Source organism: Pyxidicoccus sp. MSG2, from assembly GCF_026626705.1.
Classification (GTDB): Bacteria; Myxococcota; Myxococcia; order Myxococcales; family Myxococcaceae; genus Myxococcus.
On record NZ_JAPNKC010000001.1, the window covers coordinates 2,181,327 to 2,197,795 of the forward strand.

The 16,469-nt window shown below is 71.3% G+C and carries 10 protein-coding genes; 5 read left to right on the top strand and 5 right to left on the bottom strand.

From position 1 onward, the window contains the following. Nucleotide 1 precedes the first annotated feature (1 nt). The 5 genes from OV427_RS07725 to OV427_RS07745 all read right to left on the bottom strand — a co-directional run bounded on the left by OV427_RS07725 (nucleotide 2) and on the right by OV427_RS07745 (nucleotide 5,466). Nucleotides 2-1,426 (bottom strand): gamma-aminobutyraldehyde dehydrogenase, encoded by a 1,425-nt coding sequence (locus tag OV427_RS07725; protein ID WP_267855460.1) that lies wholly within the window; start codon nucleotides 1,424-1,426, stop codon nucleotides 2-4. A 71-nt stretch (nucleotides 1,427-1,497) separates the two neighbouring features. Further along, the gene (locus tag OV427_RS07730; protein ID WP_267855461.1) at nucleotides 1,498-2,325 is read right to left on the bottom strand and encodes an ABC transporter permease; all 828 of its coding nucleotides are present in this window, start codon (nucleotides 2,323-2,325) and stop codon (nucleotides 1,498-1,500) included. Then, entirely contained in the window at nucleotides 2,315-3,274 is a 960-nt protein-coding gene (locus tag OV427_RS07735) for an ABC transporter permease (RefSeq protein ID WP_267855462.1), read from the bottom strand. The genes OV427_RS07730 and OV427_RS07735 overlap by 11 nt, the downstream gene beginning before the upstream one ends. 2 nt (nucleotides 3,275-3,276) lie before the next feature. Beyond that, a complete protein-coding gene (locus OV427_RS07740) occupies nucleotides 3,277-4,302 on the bottom strand; it encodes an ABC transporter ATP-binding protein (RefSeq protein WP_267855463.1) in 1,026 nt (341 codons plus the stop codon). Between the two features lie 21 nt (nucleotides 4,303-4,323). Beyond that, nucleotides 4,324-5,466, bottom strand: a complete 1,143-nt coding sequence (locus OV427_RS07745) for an ABC transporter substrate-binding protein (RefSeq protein WP_267855464.1) — start codon at nucleotides 5,464-5,466, stop codon at nucleotides 4,324-4,326. 315 nt (nucleotides 5,467-5,781) lie between these two features. On the opposite strand from OV427_RS07745, the gene OV427_RS07750 reads away from it, so the two are divergent. The 5 genes from OV427_RS07750 to OV427_RS07770 all read left to right on the top strand — a co-directional run bounded on the left by OV427_RS07750 (nucleotide 5,782) and on the right by OV427_RS07770 (nucleotide 16,434). Then, complete coding sequence (locus OV427_RS07750; protein ID WP_267855465.1) at nucleotides 5,782-11,517, top strand: alpha-2-macroglobulin family protein; 5,736 nt, start codon at nucleotides 5,782-5,784, stop codon at nucleotides 11,515-11,517. After that, nucleotides 11,514-13,919, top strand: a complete 2,406-nt coding sequence (gene pbpC / locus OV427_RS07755; protein ID WP_267855466.1) for a penicillin-binding protein 1C — start codon at nucleotides 11,514-11,516, stop codon at nucleotides 13,917-13,919. The genes OV427_RS07750 and pbpC overlap by 4 nt, the downstream gene beginning before the upstream one ends. 54 nt (nucleotides 13,920-13,973) lie before the next feature. Beyond that, entirely contained in the window at nucleotides 13,974-14,783 is an 810-nt protein-coding gene (locus tag OV427_RS07760; RefSeq protein ID WP_267855467.1) for an SAM-dependent methyltransferase, read from the top strand. 141 nt (nucleotides 14,784-14,924) lie between these two features. Next, nucleotides 14,925-15,632, top strand: coding sequence for a hypothetical protein (locus OV427_RS07765; protein ID WP_267855468.1), 708 nt, complete (start codon nucleotides 14,925-14,927; stop codon nucleotides 15,630-15,632). A 163-nt stretch (nucleotides 15,633-15,795) separates the two neighbouring features. Beyond that, nucleotides 15,796-16,434: a carbonic anhydrase gene (locus OV427_RS07770; protein WP_267855469.1), complete on the top strand. Its 639-nt coding sequence runs from the start codon at nucleotides 15,796-15,798 to the stop codon at nucleotides 16,432-16,434. The last annotated feature ends 35 nt before the right edge of the window (nucleotides 16,435-16,469 follow it).

Consider the following 16,469-nt stretch of genomic DNA (forward strand, 5'->3'; position numbering starts at 1 on the left):
CTCAGAACTTCACCATGACGTGGCGCACGGCGGTGTAGTCCTCCAGGGCATACATGGACAAATCCTTGCCGTAGCCGGAGCGCTTCACGCCGCCGTGGGGCATCTCGCTCACCAGCATGAAGTGCGAGTTCACCCACGTGCAGCCGTACTGGAGCTGCGCCGCCACCCGCATCGCCTTGGAGAGGTCCTTCGTCCACACAGAGGACGCGAGGCCGTATTCCGAGTCATTGGCCCACGCAATCGCCTGCTCCTCGTCCTCGAAGCGCGTCACCGACACCACCGGGCCGAACACCTCGCGCCGGACGATTTCGTCCTCCTGGCGGGCGCCGGCCACCACGGTGGGCTCGAAGAAGAAGCCCTTCGTCCCGCGCGCCTTGCCGCCCACCGTCACCTCCACGTGCTTCAGGTCCGCGGCGCGCTCCACGAAGCCCGCCACGCGCTGGCGCTGCTTCTCGGTGATGAGGGGGCCCATCTCCACGCCCGGTGCCTCCTGCTCGCCCACCTTGAGGGACGCCACTGCGCTGGACAGGTCCGCCACCAGCTTGTCGTAGACCTTGCGGCCCGCGTAGATGCGGCACGCCGCGGTGCAGTCCTGCCCCGCGTTGTAGAAGCCGAAGGTCCGGATGCCGGACACCACCGACTCCAGGTCTACGTCGTCGAAGACGATGACAGGCGCCTTGCCGCCCAGCTCCAGATGCGTGCGCTTGACGCCCTGGGACGCCGCCTCCAGCACCTTCTGGCCGGTGGCCACGTCGCCCGTCAGCGACACCATGCGTACCTGCGGCTGGCGGATGAGCGGCGCGCCCACGGACTCGCCGCGCCCCGTCACGACATTGACGACGCCGGGCGGGAAGAGGCCGGCCATGAGCGTGGCCAGCTTCAGCGTCGTCAGCGGCGTCTGCTCGGACGGCTTGAGCACCACCGTGTTGCCCGCGGCCAGCGCGGGGCCCAGCTTCCACGCCGCCATCATCAGCGGGTAGTTCCACGGGGCGATGGAGGCCACCACGCCCAGCGCGTCGCGGCGAATCATGCTCGTGTAGCCGGTGGCATACTCGCCAGCCACCGCGCCCTGCATGGTGCGCACCGCGCCCGCGAAGAAGCGGAACACGTCCGCCACCGCGGGAATCTCGTCCGCCAACGCCAGCGCGTAGGGCTTGCCGCAGTTGAGCGACTCCAGCCGGGCCAGCTCCGCGCCCTGCGCTTCAATGGCATCCGCCAGCTTCAGCAGCACCGCGGCGCGGTCCTTCGGCGGCGTGCGAGACCAGGCGGGGAAGGCCTTCTCCGCGGCGCGCACCGCCGACTGGATTTGCGGGAGGGACGCCTCGGGGACGCGGGCCAGCACCTCGCCCGTCGCCGGGTTGAGGACGTCCTCCGCCGGGCCCTCGCCGGCCACCAGCTCGCCACCCATCAACAGCTTGCTGTCCATGCGGTCCTCCCCTGTGTGTCACGCGGTCGTCGTGACCGCCCTGCGCGAAGCGGCCACCGTGGCCGCCCGAATCATCTGCTGCTGCCGGCCACGTCCTCCGTGCCGCGCGTCAGGCGCCAGGCCACGAGGATGGGGACGGCTGTAATCAGCATCACCCACAGCGCCACCACGTTCGTCACCGGCACGTCGCGCGGCCGGCCCAACTGGTCCAGCAGCCAGATGGGCAGGGTCTTCTCCTGCCCGGCGGTGAAGGTGGTGACGATGAGCTCGTCGAAGCTGAGGGCGAAGGCGAGGATGCCGCCGGCCAACAGCGAGGTGGCCATCTGCGGCAGCGCCACGTGGCGGAACGTCTGGAAACCGTCGGCGCCCAGGTCCGCGGAGGCCTCCAGCAGGCTGTGCGGCATGCGCCGCAGCCGGGCCACCACGTTGTTGTAGACCATGACGACGCAGAACGTGGCGTGGCCCACGGCAATCGTCCAGAAGCTGGGGGACACGTCCGCCAGACGGAAGGCGGACAGCAGGGCGATGCCGGTGATGATGCCGGGGAGCGCAATCGGCAGGATGACCATCAGGTTGATGGCCTCCTTGCCGAAGAAGCGGCGGCGGTAGAGCGCCCCCGCCAGCAGCGTGCCCAGCACCAGCGCCACCGCCGTGGATGCCAGGGCTACTCGCAGGGACAATGCGATGGCGGCCAGCACGTCCTCGCGCTCGGCGGCGGCCCGGAACCAGCGCAGGGTGAGCCCCTTGAGCGGGAAGCTGAACGCGCTCTCCTCGGTGTTGAAGGCGTAGAGCCCCACCATGAGGATGGGGAAGTGCAGGAACAGCAGGCCTCCATAGGCCAGCACGCGCAGCCACACCGGGGCCCGGGGGCCGTCGTCCCTGCGCGCCTCAGAGCGCATCGAAGGCTCCCAGCCGGCGGGCCACGGCGAGGTAGAGCCCGATGATGACGATGGGCACCACCGTGAAGGCCGCCGCCATGGGCATGTTCCCGATGGAGCCCTGCATCGTGTAGACCATGTTGCCGATGAAGAGGCCGGGCGGGCCCACCAACTGGGGAATGATGTAGTCCCCCAGCGTGAGCGAGAAGGTGAAGATGGAGCCCGCCACCACGCCCGGGAAGACCAGCGGCAGGAGCACCGTGCGAAACGACTGCGCCGGCCGCGCCCCCAGGTCCGCCGCCGCCTGCAAGAGGTTGCCCGGCACGCGCTCGATGGCTGCCTGGATGGGCAGAATCATGAACGGCAGCCACACGTAGGTGAAGACGAGGAAGCGGCCCAGGTTCGACGTGGACAGCGACGAGCCGCCCACGCCCGGCAGCGACAGCACCCACTCCAGCGCGGGCATCAGGTACATCCGCTCCACCATCCAGTAGACGATGCCGCCCTTGGAGAGGAGCACCGTCCACGAGTAGGCCTTGACGATGTAGCTGGCCCACATGGGGAGCATGACGGCGATGTAGAAGAAGCCCTTGCGCCAGCCGGTGGCGTAGCGGGCCATGTAGTACGCCACGGGGAAGCCGAGCAGCGCGGAGGCCACCGTCACCGCGGCCGCCATGCCCAGCGTGCGCAGGACGATGTCGTGGTTGGCCGCTTCCAGCAGCGCGGCGTAGTTCGCCCACGTGAAGTCGGGCGTCACGCCCATGGTGAAGTCGTCGAAGGTGTAGAAGCTCTGCACCAGCAGCGACAGCAGCGAGCCCAGGTACACCCCACCGAACCAGAGCAGCGGCGGCGTCAGGAGCAGCAGCAGGTACAGCGTGCCGTGCCGGTAGAGCACGTTGGCCACCAGTCGCGACAGCCGGTTGCGGGGCTGGCCCGGCGCGGGCAACGCCATGGGAGACGAGGTGCCCATGTCTACCCTCCCCCCGGCTCCAGCTGCACCATCGCCTCGCGGGCCCAGGCCACGCGCACCGCGTCGCCCCGGCGAGGCAGGGCCGCCTCGTCCACCTCGCCGTTGAGCAGGCTGAGCGTGAGCACGTGATTGCCCTCCACCTGCACCTCATAGCGGCTGGTGGCGCCGTGGTACTGCACCTCCACGAGCCGGCCCTCCACGCTGACCCGGTTGCCTTCCGCGGCCTGCGCGAAGCGGACGTGCTCGGGGCGCACGGAGAAGGGCTGCTCGCTGCCGGTGAGCCGGCGCGCCAGGTCGCCCTTCACCACGTTGGCGGTGCCCACGAAGCCCGCGACGAAGACGGTGCGCGGCCTCGCGTAGAGGTTGCGCGGCGTCTCCACCTGCTCGATCCGGCCCTGGTTGAAGACAGCCACCCGGTCCGACATGGACAGGGCCTCGCCCTGGTCGTGGGTGACGTAGACGAAGGTGATGCCCAGCCGGCGCTGGAGGGACTTCAGCTCCGCCTGCATCTGCTCGCGCAGCTTGAGGTCCAGCGCGCCCAGCGGCTCGTCCAGCAGCAGCACGCGCGGCTTGTTGATGAGGGCCCGCGCCAGCGCCACGCGCTGGCGCTGTCCGCCGGAGAGCTGCCCCGGCCGGCGCGCGCCGAAGCCGGCGAGCGCCACCAACTCCAGCGCGCCTTCCGCCTCGCGGTGGCGCGCCGCCTTCGCCACGCCCTTCACCATCCGCCCATAGGCCACGTTGTCCAGCACGCTCATGTGCGGGAACAGTGCGTAGTCCTGGAAGACGGTGTTGACGTCGCGCTCGTATGGCGGAAGGCCGGCGGCCTCCTGGCCGTGCAGGAGGATGCTGCCCGACGTGGGCTGCTCGAAGCCGGCGATGAGGCGCAGGCAGGTGGTCTTCCCCGAGCCCGAGGGCCCGAGCATGGAGAAGAACTCACCGTCCTGGATGGACAGGGACACGCCATCCACGGCGCGGACTCCGCCGTAGTGACGGCTGATATCGCGAAGCTCGACGGCGGTGCTGCTCATGGCGTGTCCCTGGCCCTTCGGCTACCGGCCGCCCATGATGGCGATGTAGTCCTGCGTCCAGCGGCTGTAGGGCACGCACGTGCCCTGGCTGGCGCACTTCGCCACCGGCGTCTTCCAGAAGTGCACCTGCGAGAAGCGCTCGAAGCCGTTGGTCTTGCAGAAGTCCGTGCCGCCCGGCGCCTTCGTCTTGCACGCCTCCGGAACCACCGGGTTGGAGCCGAACCACTCGGCGAGCGAGGCCTGCAGGTTCTTGTTGAGCGAGTGCTCCATCCACTTGTACGCGCACACCGGGTTCTTCGCGCTGGCGTGCATCATGGTGGTGTCCGCCCAGCCGGTGGAGCCCTCCTGTGGAATCACCGAGTCGATGGGCTGCTTCTCGCCCTTGAGCGCGTTGACCTGGTAGCCCCAGGCGCTGGAGGCGACGACGCCCTCGTTCTTGAAGTCGCTCATCTGCACGGTGGTGTCGTGCCAGTAGCGATGCGCCAGCGCCTTCTGGTTCCGCAGCAGCGACATGGCGGCGGCGTACTGCTTGTCATTGAGCTCGAACGGGTCCTTGATGCCCAGCTCCGGCTGCTTCTTCATCAGGTACAGCGCGGCGTCCGCGACATAGATGGGGCCGTCATACGCCTGCACGCGCCCCTTGTTGGACTTGCCGTCCGGCAGCTTCTGCTCCTCGAACACCACGGCCCACGACGTGGGCGCCGTCTTGAAGACGGAGGTGTTGTACATGAGCACGTTGGGGCCCCACTGGTAGGGGACGCCGTAGTGCTTGCCCTCCACCGTGTGCCAGGGCGCGTCCTTCAGTCGCGAGTCCACGGTGTTCCACGAGGGAATCAGCGCGGTATTGATTTCCTGCACCTTCTTGCCGTGGACCAGGCGGAGGCTCGCGTCGCCGGAGGCGGTGACCAGGTCATATCCCCCCTGGTTCATCAGGGAGACCATCTCGTCCGAGGTCGCGGCCGTCTTGACGTTGACCTTGCAGCCGGTGTCCTTCTCGAACTGCGTCACCCAGTCGTATTGCTTGTCCGTCGCACCGCGCTCGATGTAGCCGGGCCACGCGATGATGTTGAGCTGGCCTTCGGGCTTGCCGAGCTTCTGCGGAGGAGCGGCCAGCGTCTGGGTCGCGAAGACCATCACTGCACCCACTGCGAAGTGCTTCAGCATGCGGATTTCCCTCCCCGTTGGTGATGCCGGTCGACTCTAGAGGAGCCCACGGGACCGGCAAAGAGGTGCCCGGCTGTTCCAGCAACGCAGCGGGTCGTTCGTCCACGGCGTGACTTCCGGCGTCCCCGCCAGGACACCATGGCAGCGGCAAACACGCGGTCCAGGTGACACGGACCGCGTGGCCCGGAGGACGCACGAGCGCCCGTTTCGAGTGCCGGGCGCCCTCGGAGGCCGCGTTTTCCCGCTGGTACGGCGGTTGCTCTGCGGCAGCCGGCAAGGTCCTCGCCGCCCGCTGTCTCCCCCACGGAGCCCGTCATGCCTTCTCCCTGCCGCTTCCCGCTCATCGGGTGGGTGCTCGTCACCACCCTGCTCATCGCCGCGTGTCAGCGCGGCGCCGACCCCGCCCCCGCCTCGCCCGCGAAAGCCCCTGGCGAAGCTTCGGAGGTGAGCGCCCTCGCGAGCGCCAACATGGCGCCAGCCGTCAGCCTGCCTCCACCCGTGGAGCCTCCGCCGCTCCCACCTCCCGAGCCCCCCCGGAACACCGCCGAGGCCGCCACCGGAGGGAGCGCGGAGGGGCTCTCCATCCTACGCAGCGCCTGTGAGCAGGCCGGCTGCGAGCTGGTCCTCACCTTCGGCGCGCCCATGGAAGCGAAGTCGGTGTCCGTCCAACTGACGCCGCCACAGCAGGGCACCTGGGCCTGGCGCTCGCCCACGGAGTACGTCTTCACGCCCGCGCCCGGGGCGCTGGGCTGGGGCCACCCGGTGATGGTGCGCGTGGACCGGGCCGTGCCCGTCGCGGACGCGGGGCCGGCGCTCGCCTCGGCGTGGGAGGACACCTTCCAGGTGCCCTTCTTCCAGGCGGCGGGAAAGGTGGCCGCATGGCCCGTCATCCCGGGCAAGCCGCGCTTCATCGCCTTCCTCAATGACTTCACGGACCAGGTGGGCACCGGGCCGCTGCTCGCGCTCTACGACCAGCCCGTCTCCGTCAAGGCGCAGGGCAGGCGCATCCAGGCCGAGGACAGCGACGGCAAGGCCGTGCCCGTGAAGGCGTCCGCGCTGGCCGCCGGCGAGGGCCCCACCAGCGTGACGGTGGACCCGAAGCACGTGCTCGTCCTGCGCTTCCCGCGCCTGCCCGAGCATGGGAGCACGCTGCGCGTCATGATGCCTGGCGACGGCGAGCAGGACTCCCGCGAGCCCGCCGCCGTCTTCAGGTCCCTCACCGTCAACCGCAGCCTGAGGGTGGAAGCGCCCTACCTGGACTCCGAGGAGGCCGACCCGCAGCGCGCGCCGCTCACCTCCCGGTGGGTGCTGAGCTTCAACAACCCCGTCGACGCGGAGGCGCTCCGGGCACACCTGTCCGTGCAGCCCGCACCCGAGTCCCTGGATGTGGCCGGCTGGGGCCGCGGCGCGTCGGTGACGATGACGCTGACCCCCGGCCAGCAGTATCGCGCGTCGCTCACCCGGGGGCTGGTGGACGTGCTGGGCAACCCGCTGGAGGGCGGCCCGAAGTGGACGTTCCGCGCGATGGATTTGCCGCCCCAGCTCCAGCTCCCCGCGCAGCAGTTGACGCTGGAGCGCACCGGCGCGCGCCTGCCCTTCCAGGCGCGGAACGTGGGTGCCCTCCAGGCGAACGTGTTCCGCATCAACGCGCCAGACGCGTTCGTGCGCGCCTCCACCCATGAGCGGCAGACCGACTGCGCCAGCTACGGCGAGCCCCTGGGCCCCGCGAAGACGCTCGGCGCGCCCCGACCGAAGGTCCTCAACACGCTCGAGCCGCTGGAGGTGTCGCTCGAGGGCAGCAAGGCCAGCCTGTACTGCGTGGAGCTCAGCGGGAAGGGCCGGGGCAGCGAGGCGGGCCAGGACGGAATCCAGGACGCGGTGCTGGTGCAGCTCTCCGACCTGGGCCTCACCGCGAAGCTGTATGGCGGCGGCGTCCTCGTGTGGCTCACCCGCCTGAGCGACGCGACGCCCGTGGTGCAGGGGCAGGTGGCGCTGCTGGACGCGGCGGGCACGCGCCGCGCCTCCGCGGAGACGGGGCCGGACGGGGTGGCGCTGTTGCGCGCGCCGGGCCTCACCTCCGCCAGCAGCCTGGAGCAGCGCTTCTTCCTCTCCGCGCGCAAGGACGATGACCGGCTGGTGGCGGAGGTGAGCGAGGAGCGGCTGTCCTCGGCGTGGCAGTTCGGTCTGCCCGGCGAGGTGAAGGGGGCCGAGCGCCTCCCCTCGCTCGTCTTCACCGACCGGGGCGTGTACCGGCCTGAAGAGACGGTGCACATCAAGGCGCTGGTGAAGGACGCGGGGCGGCTGCCTCGCGGCAAGCGCGCGGTGCAGGTGCAGGTGCAGGACCCACGCGGCCAGGGCGTGCTGGACACGCAGTTGACGCTGGACGCCTTCGGCACGGCGGACGTCGACCTGAAGCTGAAGGCGGGGGCGGCGGTGGGTGAGTACTCGCTGCGCCTCACGCATGGAGAGCGCGCGGCGGGCCACAGCTTCCGCGTGGAGGAGTACCGCGTGCCCACCTTCGAGGTGAAGGTGTCCAGCGCGCAGAAGGAGTGGCCGCTAGGCGCGGACGTGGAGGCGGTGGTGGAGGCGCGCTACCTGCACGGCGGCGAGCTGTCCGGCCGCGAGGTGCGCTACCAGGTGTGGCGGGCCCGCGAGCCCTTCGCGCCCGCCGGCTTCACGCAGTACGCCTTCGGCCTGCCGGAGGACGGCTCGGGGAGCGCGGGGCTCATCTCCAGCGCGGACGAGCGCCTGGACGGCCAGGGCCGCGCCCACGTCCGCTTCAAGGCGGACCACCCGTCCTACGCCGGCCCCCAGCGCTACACCGTGGAGGCGAGCGTCACCGACGTGGACCGCCAGGCCTACGCCGGGCGGCTGTCTCGGGTGGTGCACCCCGCCGCCTTCTACGTGGGCGTGCTGCCCCCCGCGCGCGCCGTGGTGCGCGCCGGCGAGGTGCTGGAGGTGCCCGTCATCGCCCTGCGGCCGGACGGCGCGGTGCAGGAGGGCGTGCGGGTGCGCGCGCAGTTGGAGCGCGTGGACACCCATACCTACGCGCGGCTGAGCGGCACCCACGCGCAGCTCGTCAACCGGGAGGAGAAGGTGGAGGCGGGCCAGTGCCTGGTCACCACGGAGAAGACGGCCGTCACGTGCCGGCTCACCGTCCCCGAGGCGGGCGCGTACCAGCTTCGGGCCTGGGCGCAGGACACGGCGCAGCGGGTGGTGCAGACGGGCTTCCGCGTGTCGGCGGCGGGAGACACCACGGTGGCCTGGCCCCGCTTCGACCAGGACCGCATCCAGGTGGTGGCGGACAAGCCGCGCTACCTGCCGGGCGACACGGCGCGGCTGGTGGTGCAGACGCCCTTCGCCGAGGCACGCGGGCTGCTCACCGTGGAGCGCGGCGGCGTGCTGGAGCACCGCCTCTTCGAAATCCACGGCGACACGCCGACGCTGGAGATTCCGCTCACCGACGCGCACGTTCCCAACGTGTATGCCTCGGTGGTGCTGCTGCGCGGGCGCATCCACGCGGAGAAGGACGCCACGGGCTTCGAGACGGGCGCGCCCGCCTTCAAGCTGGGCTACGTGCAGCTCCAGGTCGAGCCGAGGAACCAGCGCCTCGCGGTGGACGTCACGCCGGAGAAGCCGGTGGGCCGCCCGGGCGGCACGGTGCGCGTGGACGTGACGGTGCGGGACGGCGCGGGACACCCCGCCTCGGGACAGGCCACGGTGATGGTGGTGGACGAGGCCGTGCTGGGGCTCACCGGCTACCGGACGCCGGACCCGGTGCCGGCGCTCTACGCGGCACAGGCGCTGGGCGTGCGCACCGCGGAGAGCCGGCTGGAGCTGCCGCACTCCCGGCGGGTGCGGCACGAGGTGCTCTTCCCGGGCGGTGACGGCGGCGAGGGCTTCGCGCTGGGAGACTTCCCGGCCGACCTGCGCACCCTCTTCCAGAGCACCGCGTACTGGAACCCGCGCGTCGCGGTGGGGCCGGATGGCCGGGCCAGTGTGAGCGTGAAGCTGCCGGACAACCTCACGCGCTACCGCATCATGGCCGTGGTGGTGGACGAGGCGGGCCGCGCCGGCTCCGGGGAGCAGGCGCTGCTGGTGAAGAAGCCGCTGATGCTGCAGCCCGTGCTCCCGCGCTTCGCCTACCCCGGCGACGCGCTGCGCGTGGAGGTGCTCGCCTTCAACGGCCAGTCGGAGGCGGGCCCGGTGCAGGTCACCGCGTCGTTCGACGGGCTGGAGCTGAAGCAGGGCGCGGACCTCACGCCGCCCGCCCTGACGGTGAAGCCGGGCGAGTCCGCCGCCTTCGGCTTCCCGGTGAAGGTGGCCGGACGTGGCGCCGCGAAGGTGCGCTTCGCCGCGCGCCTGGGTGAGGAGACGGACTCGGTGGAGGTGACGCTGCCCGTGCTCAACCCCGGCTCGCGCCGCGTCCGGGTGGCGAGCTCGCAAGTCTCGGGCGAGCAGCGCCTGGAGCTGGCGCTGCCCGCGGACCGGCAGCCCGGCAGCGTGGAGCTGGAGGTGACGGTGTCCGGCACCGCGCTCAGCGAATTGAAGGACGCGGTGGGCTACCTCATGGACTACCCCAACGGCTGCATCGAGCAGACCACCAGCACGGCCTACCCGCTGGTGGTGCTGAAGGAGCTCTTGCCGGAGATGGGCGTGACGGTGAACGAGGCCGACCTGAAGAAGTTCTCCGAGGCCGGAATCAAGCGCATCCTCTCCTTCCAGACGACGGCGGGCGGACTGTCCTACTGGCCCGGCGGCACGGAGCCGCACGCCTTCGCCACGGCCTTCGGCCTCACCGCGCTCATCGAGGGCAAGAAGCGCGGCTACGACGTGCCGGACGAGTCCCTCAAGCGGATGGGGGACTACCTGGAGCTGCGGCTGCGCGACGGCAACATCACCGAGTCCATTCCCCACGGCGGCATGGCGGACGCGGACACGCGGGCCTTCTTCGTGATGACGCTGGGGCGCCTGGGCCGGCCGCAGCCCGCGTACGTGTCCACGCTGTGGCGCGAGAAGGCGAAGCTGACGCCCTTCGGCCTGTCCTTCCTCGCCGTGGCGGTGAGCGAGATGAAGGGCCAGGACGCTTCGCTGCTCCAGCCCCTCCTCGCGGAGGTGGAGAAGGCCGCGAGCCAGTCCACGCAGGAGGCCTGGTTCGATGGGAAGCCGCAGGGAGGCTGGTCCATGGACTCTCCGCTGCGCACGCACGCCACCGCGCTGCTGGCCTCCGCTTCCACGGGTGGGGCCTCCGCGCAGCTCGGGGGCAAGCTGCTGACGGGCCTGCTCAAGCGGCAGCGGTACGGGCTGTGGGGCAACACGCAGGAGAACGTCTTCGGCATCATGGGCGTGGCCCGCCTGGCGCAGTCGGCGCAGGGGGGAAGTGCGCCGCGCATGTCGCTCACCATCGATGGCAGGCCGGTGAAGGACGGGGACCTGGAGGTGGTCAGCCAGCGCGTGCGCCGGCTGCGGCTGTCGGAGGCGGACCTGGGGCTGAAGGCGGGACAGGCCCACACGCACCAGGTGCTGCTCAACAACCGGAGCCCGGGCCCCGCCATCCTCCGCGTCCGCGCGCAGTACGAGGCGGAGCTCAACGCGCAGAACCGCGCCCCGCGTGAGGAGGGCTTCCGCGTGGAGCGCGCGTACGAGACGGTGTCCGGCGAGCCGCTGAGCGGCGCCATTCCCCTGGGCTCGCTGGTGCGCGTGCGGCTGAAGGTGCGGGCGGACAGCCACCAGAACTACGTGGCCATCGACGACAAGCTGCCCGCCGGCCTGGAGCCGATGAACACCAGCCTCGCCACCACGGAGAAGGTGTCCCAGGGCCCGCTCACCGCGGCGCTCCAGCGGGGACTGGCCTCGCTGTCCTACAGCGAGATGCGGGACCACCGCGTGGCCTTCTACGTCGACGACATGGGCGCGGGCGACTACGAGTTCAGCTACGTCGCCCGCGCCACCACGCCGGGCACCTTCCTGCGTCCCGCCGCCGGCGCCGAGGCGATGTACGCGCCCGAGGTGACGGGCACCACCGCCATCGACGAGGTCACCGTGCAATGAGCCGCCCCTCCTCCAGGCACCGCCGCGTCCTCCGCTTCTGCGCGGTGGCCACCGGCGTCGCGGCCCTGGCCACCGCCGCCTGCGCGGTGGCCCTGTGGGCCGCCGTGGTCCTCCGTCCCTTCCCGGTGGAAGACCTCCACGTGCGCAGCGGGGATTCGCTGCGCATCCACGACTCGCGGGGCCGGATGCTGCGCGAGGTGGTGAACGCGGACGGCGAGCGCGTGCGGTGGCGCGCCCTGGAGGACATCTCCCCGCTGGTGGTGCAGGCGACGCTCGCCGTGGAGGACGCGCGCTTCCATGAGCACGCGGGCGTGGACCCACGCGCGGTGGCGCGCGCGGTGGCGCAGGCGGTGCGCTACCGGCGCGTGGTGTCCGGGGCCTCCACCCTGACGATGCAGCTGTCTCGACGCATCCACCCGCACCCGCGCACGCTGCGAGGGAAGCTCGGGGAGATGGTGGACGCGCTGCGCCTGGAGCGCGCGGTGGACAAGCACACCGTGCTGGAGCAGTACCTCAACCGCGCACCGTACGGCGCCGGCGCCGTGGGCGTGGAGGCCGCCAGCCAGCGCTACTTCGGCAAGCCTGGCATGCACCTCAGCCTGGCGGAGGCGGCGCTGCTCGCCGGGCTTCCCCAGGCCCCCACCATCCTCAACCCGCTGAAGGACCTCGAACGGGCCCGCGCCCGCCAGCGCACGGTGCTCGCGCGCATGAGGGCCACCGGCGCCATCTCCGACGAGGAGCACGCACGCGCCCTCGCCGAGCCCCTGCGCCTCGCCGGCCGGGACGCGCCGCCCACCCCCCTTCCGGACACGGCACTCCACTTCACGGACTACGTCGTGTCCCGGCACCCCGCCCCGGGCGAGGTGCGCACCACGCTGGATGGAGACCTCCAGCAGGAGGTGGAGTCCCTGGTGCGCGGCCACGTGGACTCGCTCGCCGCGGGGGGCGTGACGAACGCGGCGGTGGTGGTGTTGGACAACGAGGCGTGCCACCTCCTGGCCATGGTGGGCTCGGCCCGCTACGGGGACGCGGCGGCCTCGGGCGCGGTGAACGGCGCGCTGGCGCGGCGCCAGCCCGGCTCCGCGCTCAAGCCCTTCACCTATGCGCTCGCCTTCGAGCACGGAGACACGCCCGCCTCCGTGGTGGCGGACGTGGAGACGCGCTACGGAGAGGCGGACGGCGACCTCTTCGTGCCGAAGAACTACTCGGGCGACTACTCCGGCCCGGTGCTGATGGGCGAGGCGCTGGGCCGCAGCCTCAACGTGCCCGCCATCCGCGTGGCCCGGCGCGTGGGCCTGGAGCCCCTGCTCACCCGGCTGCGCGAGGTGGGCTTCACCTCGCTGGACGCGCCCGCCTCGCACTACGGCCTGGGCCTCACCCTGGGCAATGGCGAGGTGACACTGCTGGAGCTGGCCCAGGCCTACGCGATGTTCGCCCGCGGCGGCCTCACCTGCCGCGCCACGCCCTTCGACGGTCCGCCCCAGGAAAGCGACACGCCGCGCCGCGCCTTCTCCGAGGAGGTGGCGTGGCAGATCACGGACGTGCTCGGCGACGAGTCCCTCCGCATGCGCGCCTTCGGCGCGGGCAACGCGCTGATGCTGGGCTTCCCCGTCGCGGTGAAGACGGGTACCAGCACCAACTGGCGGGACAACTGGGCCGTGGGCTACACGCCGCGCTTCACCGTCGCGGTGTGGACGGGAGACTTCTCCAACCGCCCGCTGCACGGGATGACCGGAGCCACCGGCGCCGGCCCCCTCTTCCACAAGGTGATGAAGCGCGTGGTGGAGCGCGCGGGGCCCGCCGCCCTGCCCGCGCGCGCCTCGCTTCCGGCCGGCCTGGTGGAGGGCACGGTGTGCGCGCACTCGGGCCAGGTGCCCACGCCCCTGTGCCCCGTGCGGCGGCGCGTGCGTCTGCCGGCGGCGCGGGTGCCGGACCAGCCCTGCCCCTGGCACCGCGAGGTGCGCCTGGACGCACGCAACGGCCTGCTCGCCGGGGACACGTGCCCGTCCGAGCACGTCGTCAAACGCGTCTTCACCTTCCTCCCGCCCGCGTATGCCACCTGGCAGGCCACGCACACGGAGGCGGCGCCCGCCGCGCCCTCGCGCTACTCCCCCCTGTGTCCGGAGAAGGGCGCCGTCCCGGGAGCGGCGGTCATCACCTGGCCGCGCCAGGGCGAGGTGTTCCTCATCGAGCCCGGCTATGCGCGGAGGACGCAGACGCTGCGGCTGAGCGCGGAGGTGGAGCCCCGGCTCGCGGGGGTGACGTGGCTCGTGGACGGCCGCCCGGTGGGCCGGGCCGCGTGGCCCTATGACGCCTCGTGGGCCCTCCAGCCCGGCCGGCACCGGCTGGAGGTGCTGGCCCAGGGGCTGCGCAGCGAGCCGGTGGAAATCGAGGTGCGGTGAGCGGCGGGGGACGTACGATGGAGTCCCCTCTGCCCCCGGAGACAGCCCCCCACCATGGATTCCAACGAGCTTGCCCGCGTGCCGGGCATCAACCCGAACGTCCCGGACGCGTCCCGCGTCTACGACTACATCCTGGGCGGCACGCACAACTTCGAGGCGGACCGCCAGGCGGCGGAGTTCATGCTCTCGCTGGTGCCCTCCACGCGGAAGTGGCTGCGGATGCTGCGCGCCTGCCTCCAGACGGCCGCCCAGCGCATGGCCGCGGACGGCTTCAAGCACTGGGTGGACTTCGCCTCCGGTCTGCCCACCGCCGACCACGTCCACTCGGTGATGCCGGATGCCCGCGTGCTCTACAGCGACATCAACCCGCTGACCATCGACTCGGCCCGACACCTGCTCGGTGACGACCCGCGCGTGAAGTACATGGAGTGCGACGTCCGCGGCGCGGGCGAGTTCCTCCGCCGGCCCGACGTGGAGACGTTCCTGCAGGGACAGCGCAAGGTCGCCCTCGGCGCCAACGCCATCACCGTGTTCCTCTCCGCCGAGGAGAACCGGAAGTTCTTCAGAGACCTCTACGACTGGGCCGCGCCGGGCTCCAAGCTCTTCACCACCTTCGAGACGAAGGAGGCGGGCCTCACCACGCCGAAGTGGGAGCAGTTCGTCGGCATGTTCCAGAAGATGGGCGAGGCCTTCCACCTCTACTCGCTGCCCGAGTACCTGGACCTGTGCGGCCCCTGGGCCCAGGACCGCATGGGCGTGGTGCCGGTCAGCGAGTTCATCGGCCTGCCCCCCGGGCACATCACCGAGGAGGACCGCGAGGAAATCGGCATCGAGTTCTACGCCGTCATCCTGGAGAAGCGGTAGGCAGGCGCCAGGCCGCCTGCCCGCCTGGCGTCGCCGTGCACCTGGCCGTGGAGCAGCCGTGCGGGCATCCCTCCGCACGGCCTCCGTCGCGTGACTACCGTGTCCAGCAGGTAACGCGCGCAACGGCAAGGAGACACAAGCATGTTCCAGGCGAGAAGGCGTCGGGTCCTCGTGGGCGTGGTGATGGGAGCGGCCCTGAGCGTGTTGGGGGGCGGCTGCGGGTCCACCAAGGCGGCAAAGGTGGACGAGTCATGGCTGGCCCGTGTCCCCGAGGACCAGCTCGGCGACGTACGCGGCGCCCAGTCCGAGCGGCGCAAGGCCCAGGATGAAGTCACGCGGGCGGACGTGGCGCTGAAGGACGCGGAGCGCTCGATGCAGGTGGCCCGCCGCAACGCGGACGCGTCCAAGCTGCGCCGCGACGCCAACAAGGCCGCGCTGGAGGCGGCCCAGGCCACCGGCCAGGGCGCGGAAATCGAGCGGGCCAAGGCCGAGCTGATGAACTCGGAGACGGGCGTCACCGCGTCCCAGGCCCATGTGAACTGGCGCCAGCAGTCCATCGAGGCGCTGGACGCGCGCAAGAAACTGCGGGAGCGGGAGCTGGAGGTGGCCGACGCGCGCCTCAACCAGGCCGAATACCAGGCCCTGAAGGCGCATGGCGACGTGCGCGCCGAGCAGCTCTCCGAGGCGGACTTCGCCTCCAAGCTCGCGGAGGCCCAGCGCCGGGCGGAGGACGCCCGCAGGAGCGTGGACTCGCAGTCGAAGGAAGAGCAGCAGGCCCGCGCCCAGTGGGAGCAGCTGCGCCACCAGGCCCAGGGCTACGGCGGCAGCGGCGCCCCCGTGCAGGAGTGACGCGGCGGTAGCACGAAAGCGGCCTGGGGCCGGGGCCGTCCTGGAGACCCAGGACGGCCTTCCCCGCCGCGCCCGCGCATGCGAGGGTGCCTCCGCCAAGCGCCCCCCGGCGCCTCCGGCCGGTGCGGAATGGGCCGCATCCGTGACAGGCGGGCCCCCGACCGTGACGCCCTACGAGCAGATTTTCGAGAACAACCGTCGCTGGGCGGAAGAGCAGCTCCGGACGGACCCCGAGTACTTCGCCCGGCTCTCCGTCGAGCAGCGTCCGGACTTCCTCTACATCGGCTGCTCGGACAGCCGCGTGCCGGCGAATCAAATCATGGGCCTGGCGCCCGGGGACGTCTTCGTCCACCGCAACGTCGCCAACCTGGTCAACAACGTCGACCTCAACGTGATGTCCGTCATCAACTACGGCGTCCGGCACCTCGAGGTGAAGCACATCATCCTGTGCGGCCACTACGGGTGCGGCGGCGTGAAGGCCGCCATGATTCCCAGGGATCTGGGCATCCTCAACCCCTGGCTGCGCAACATCCGCGACGTGTACCGCATGCACAAGGCGGAGCTGGACGGCATCAAGGACGAGGCGCTCCGCTATGACAGGCTGGTGGAGCTCAACGTCATGGAGCAGAGCATCAACGTCATCAAGACGGCCGCCGTGCAGCAGGCCTATCTCAAGCGCGGCTTCCCCACCGTCCACGCGTGGGTGTTCGACATGCGCAACGGCCTCATCAAGGATTTGCGGCTCGACTTCCAGAAGACGCTGCGCGAAATCCAGGAGATCTACGACCTGACGGGCGTCTGAGCGGGCCGAGGCGGAGAGGCCGGCGCCGGCCGGCC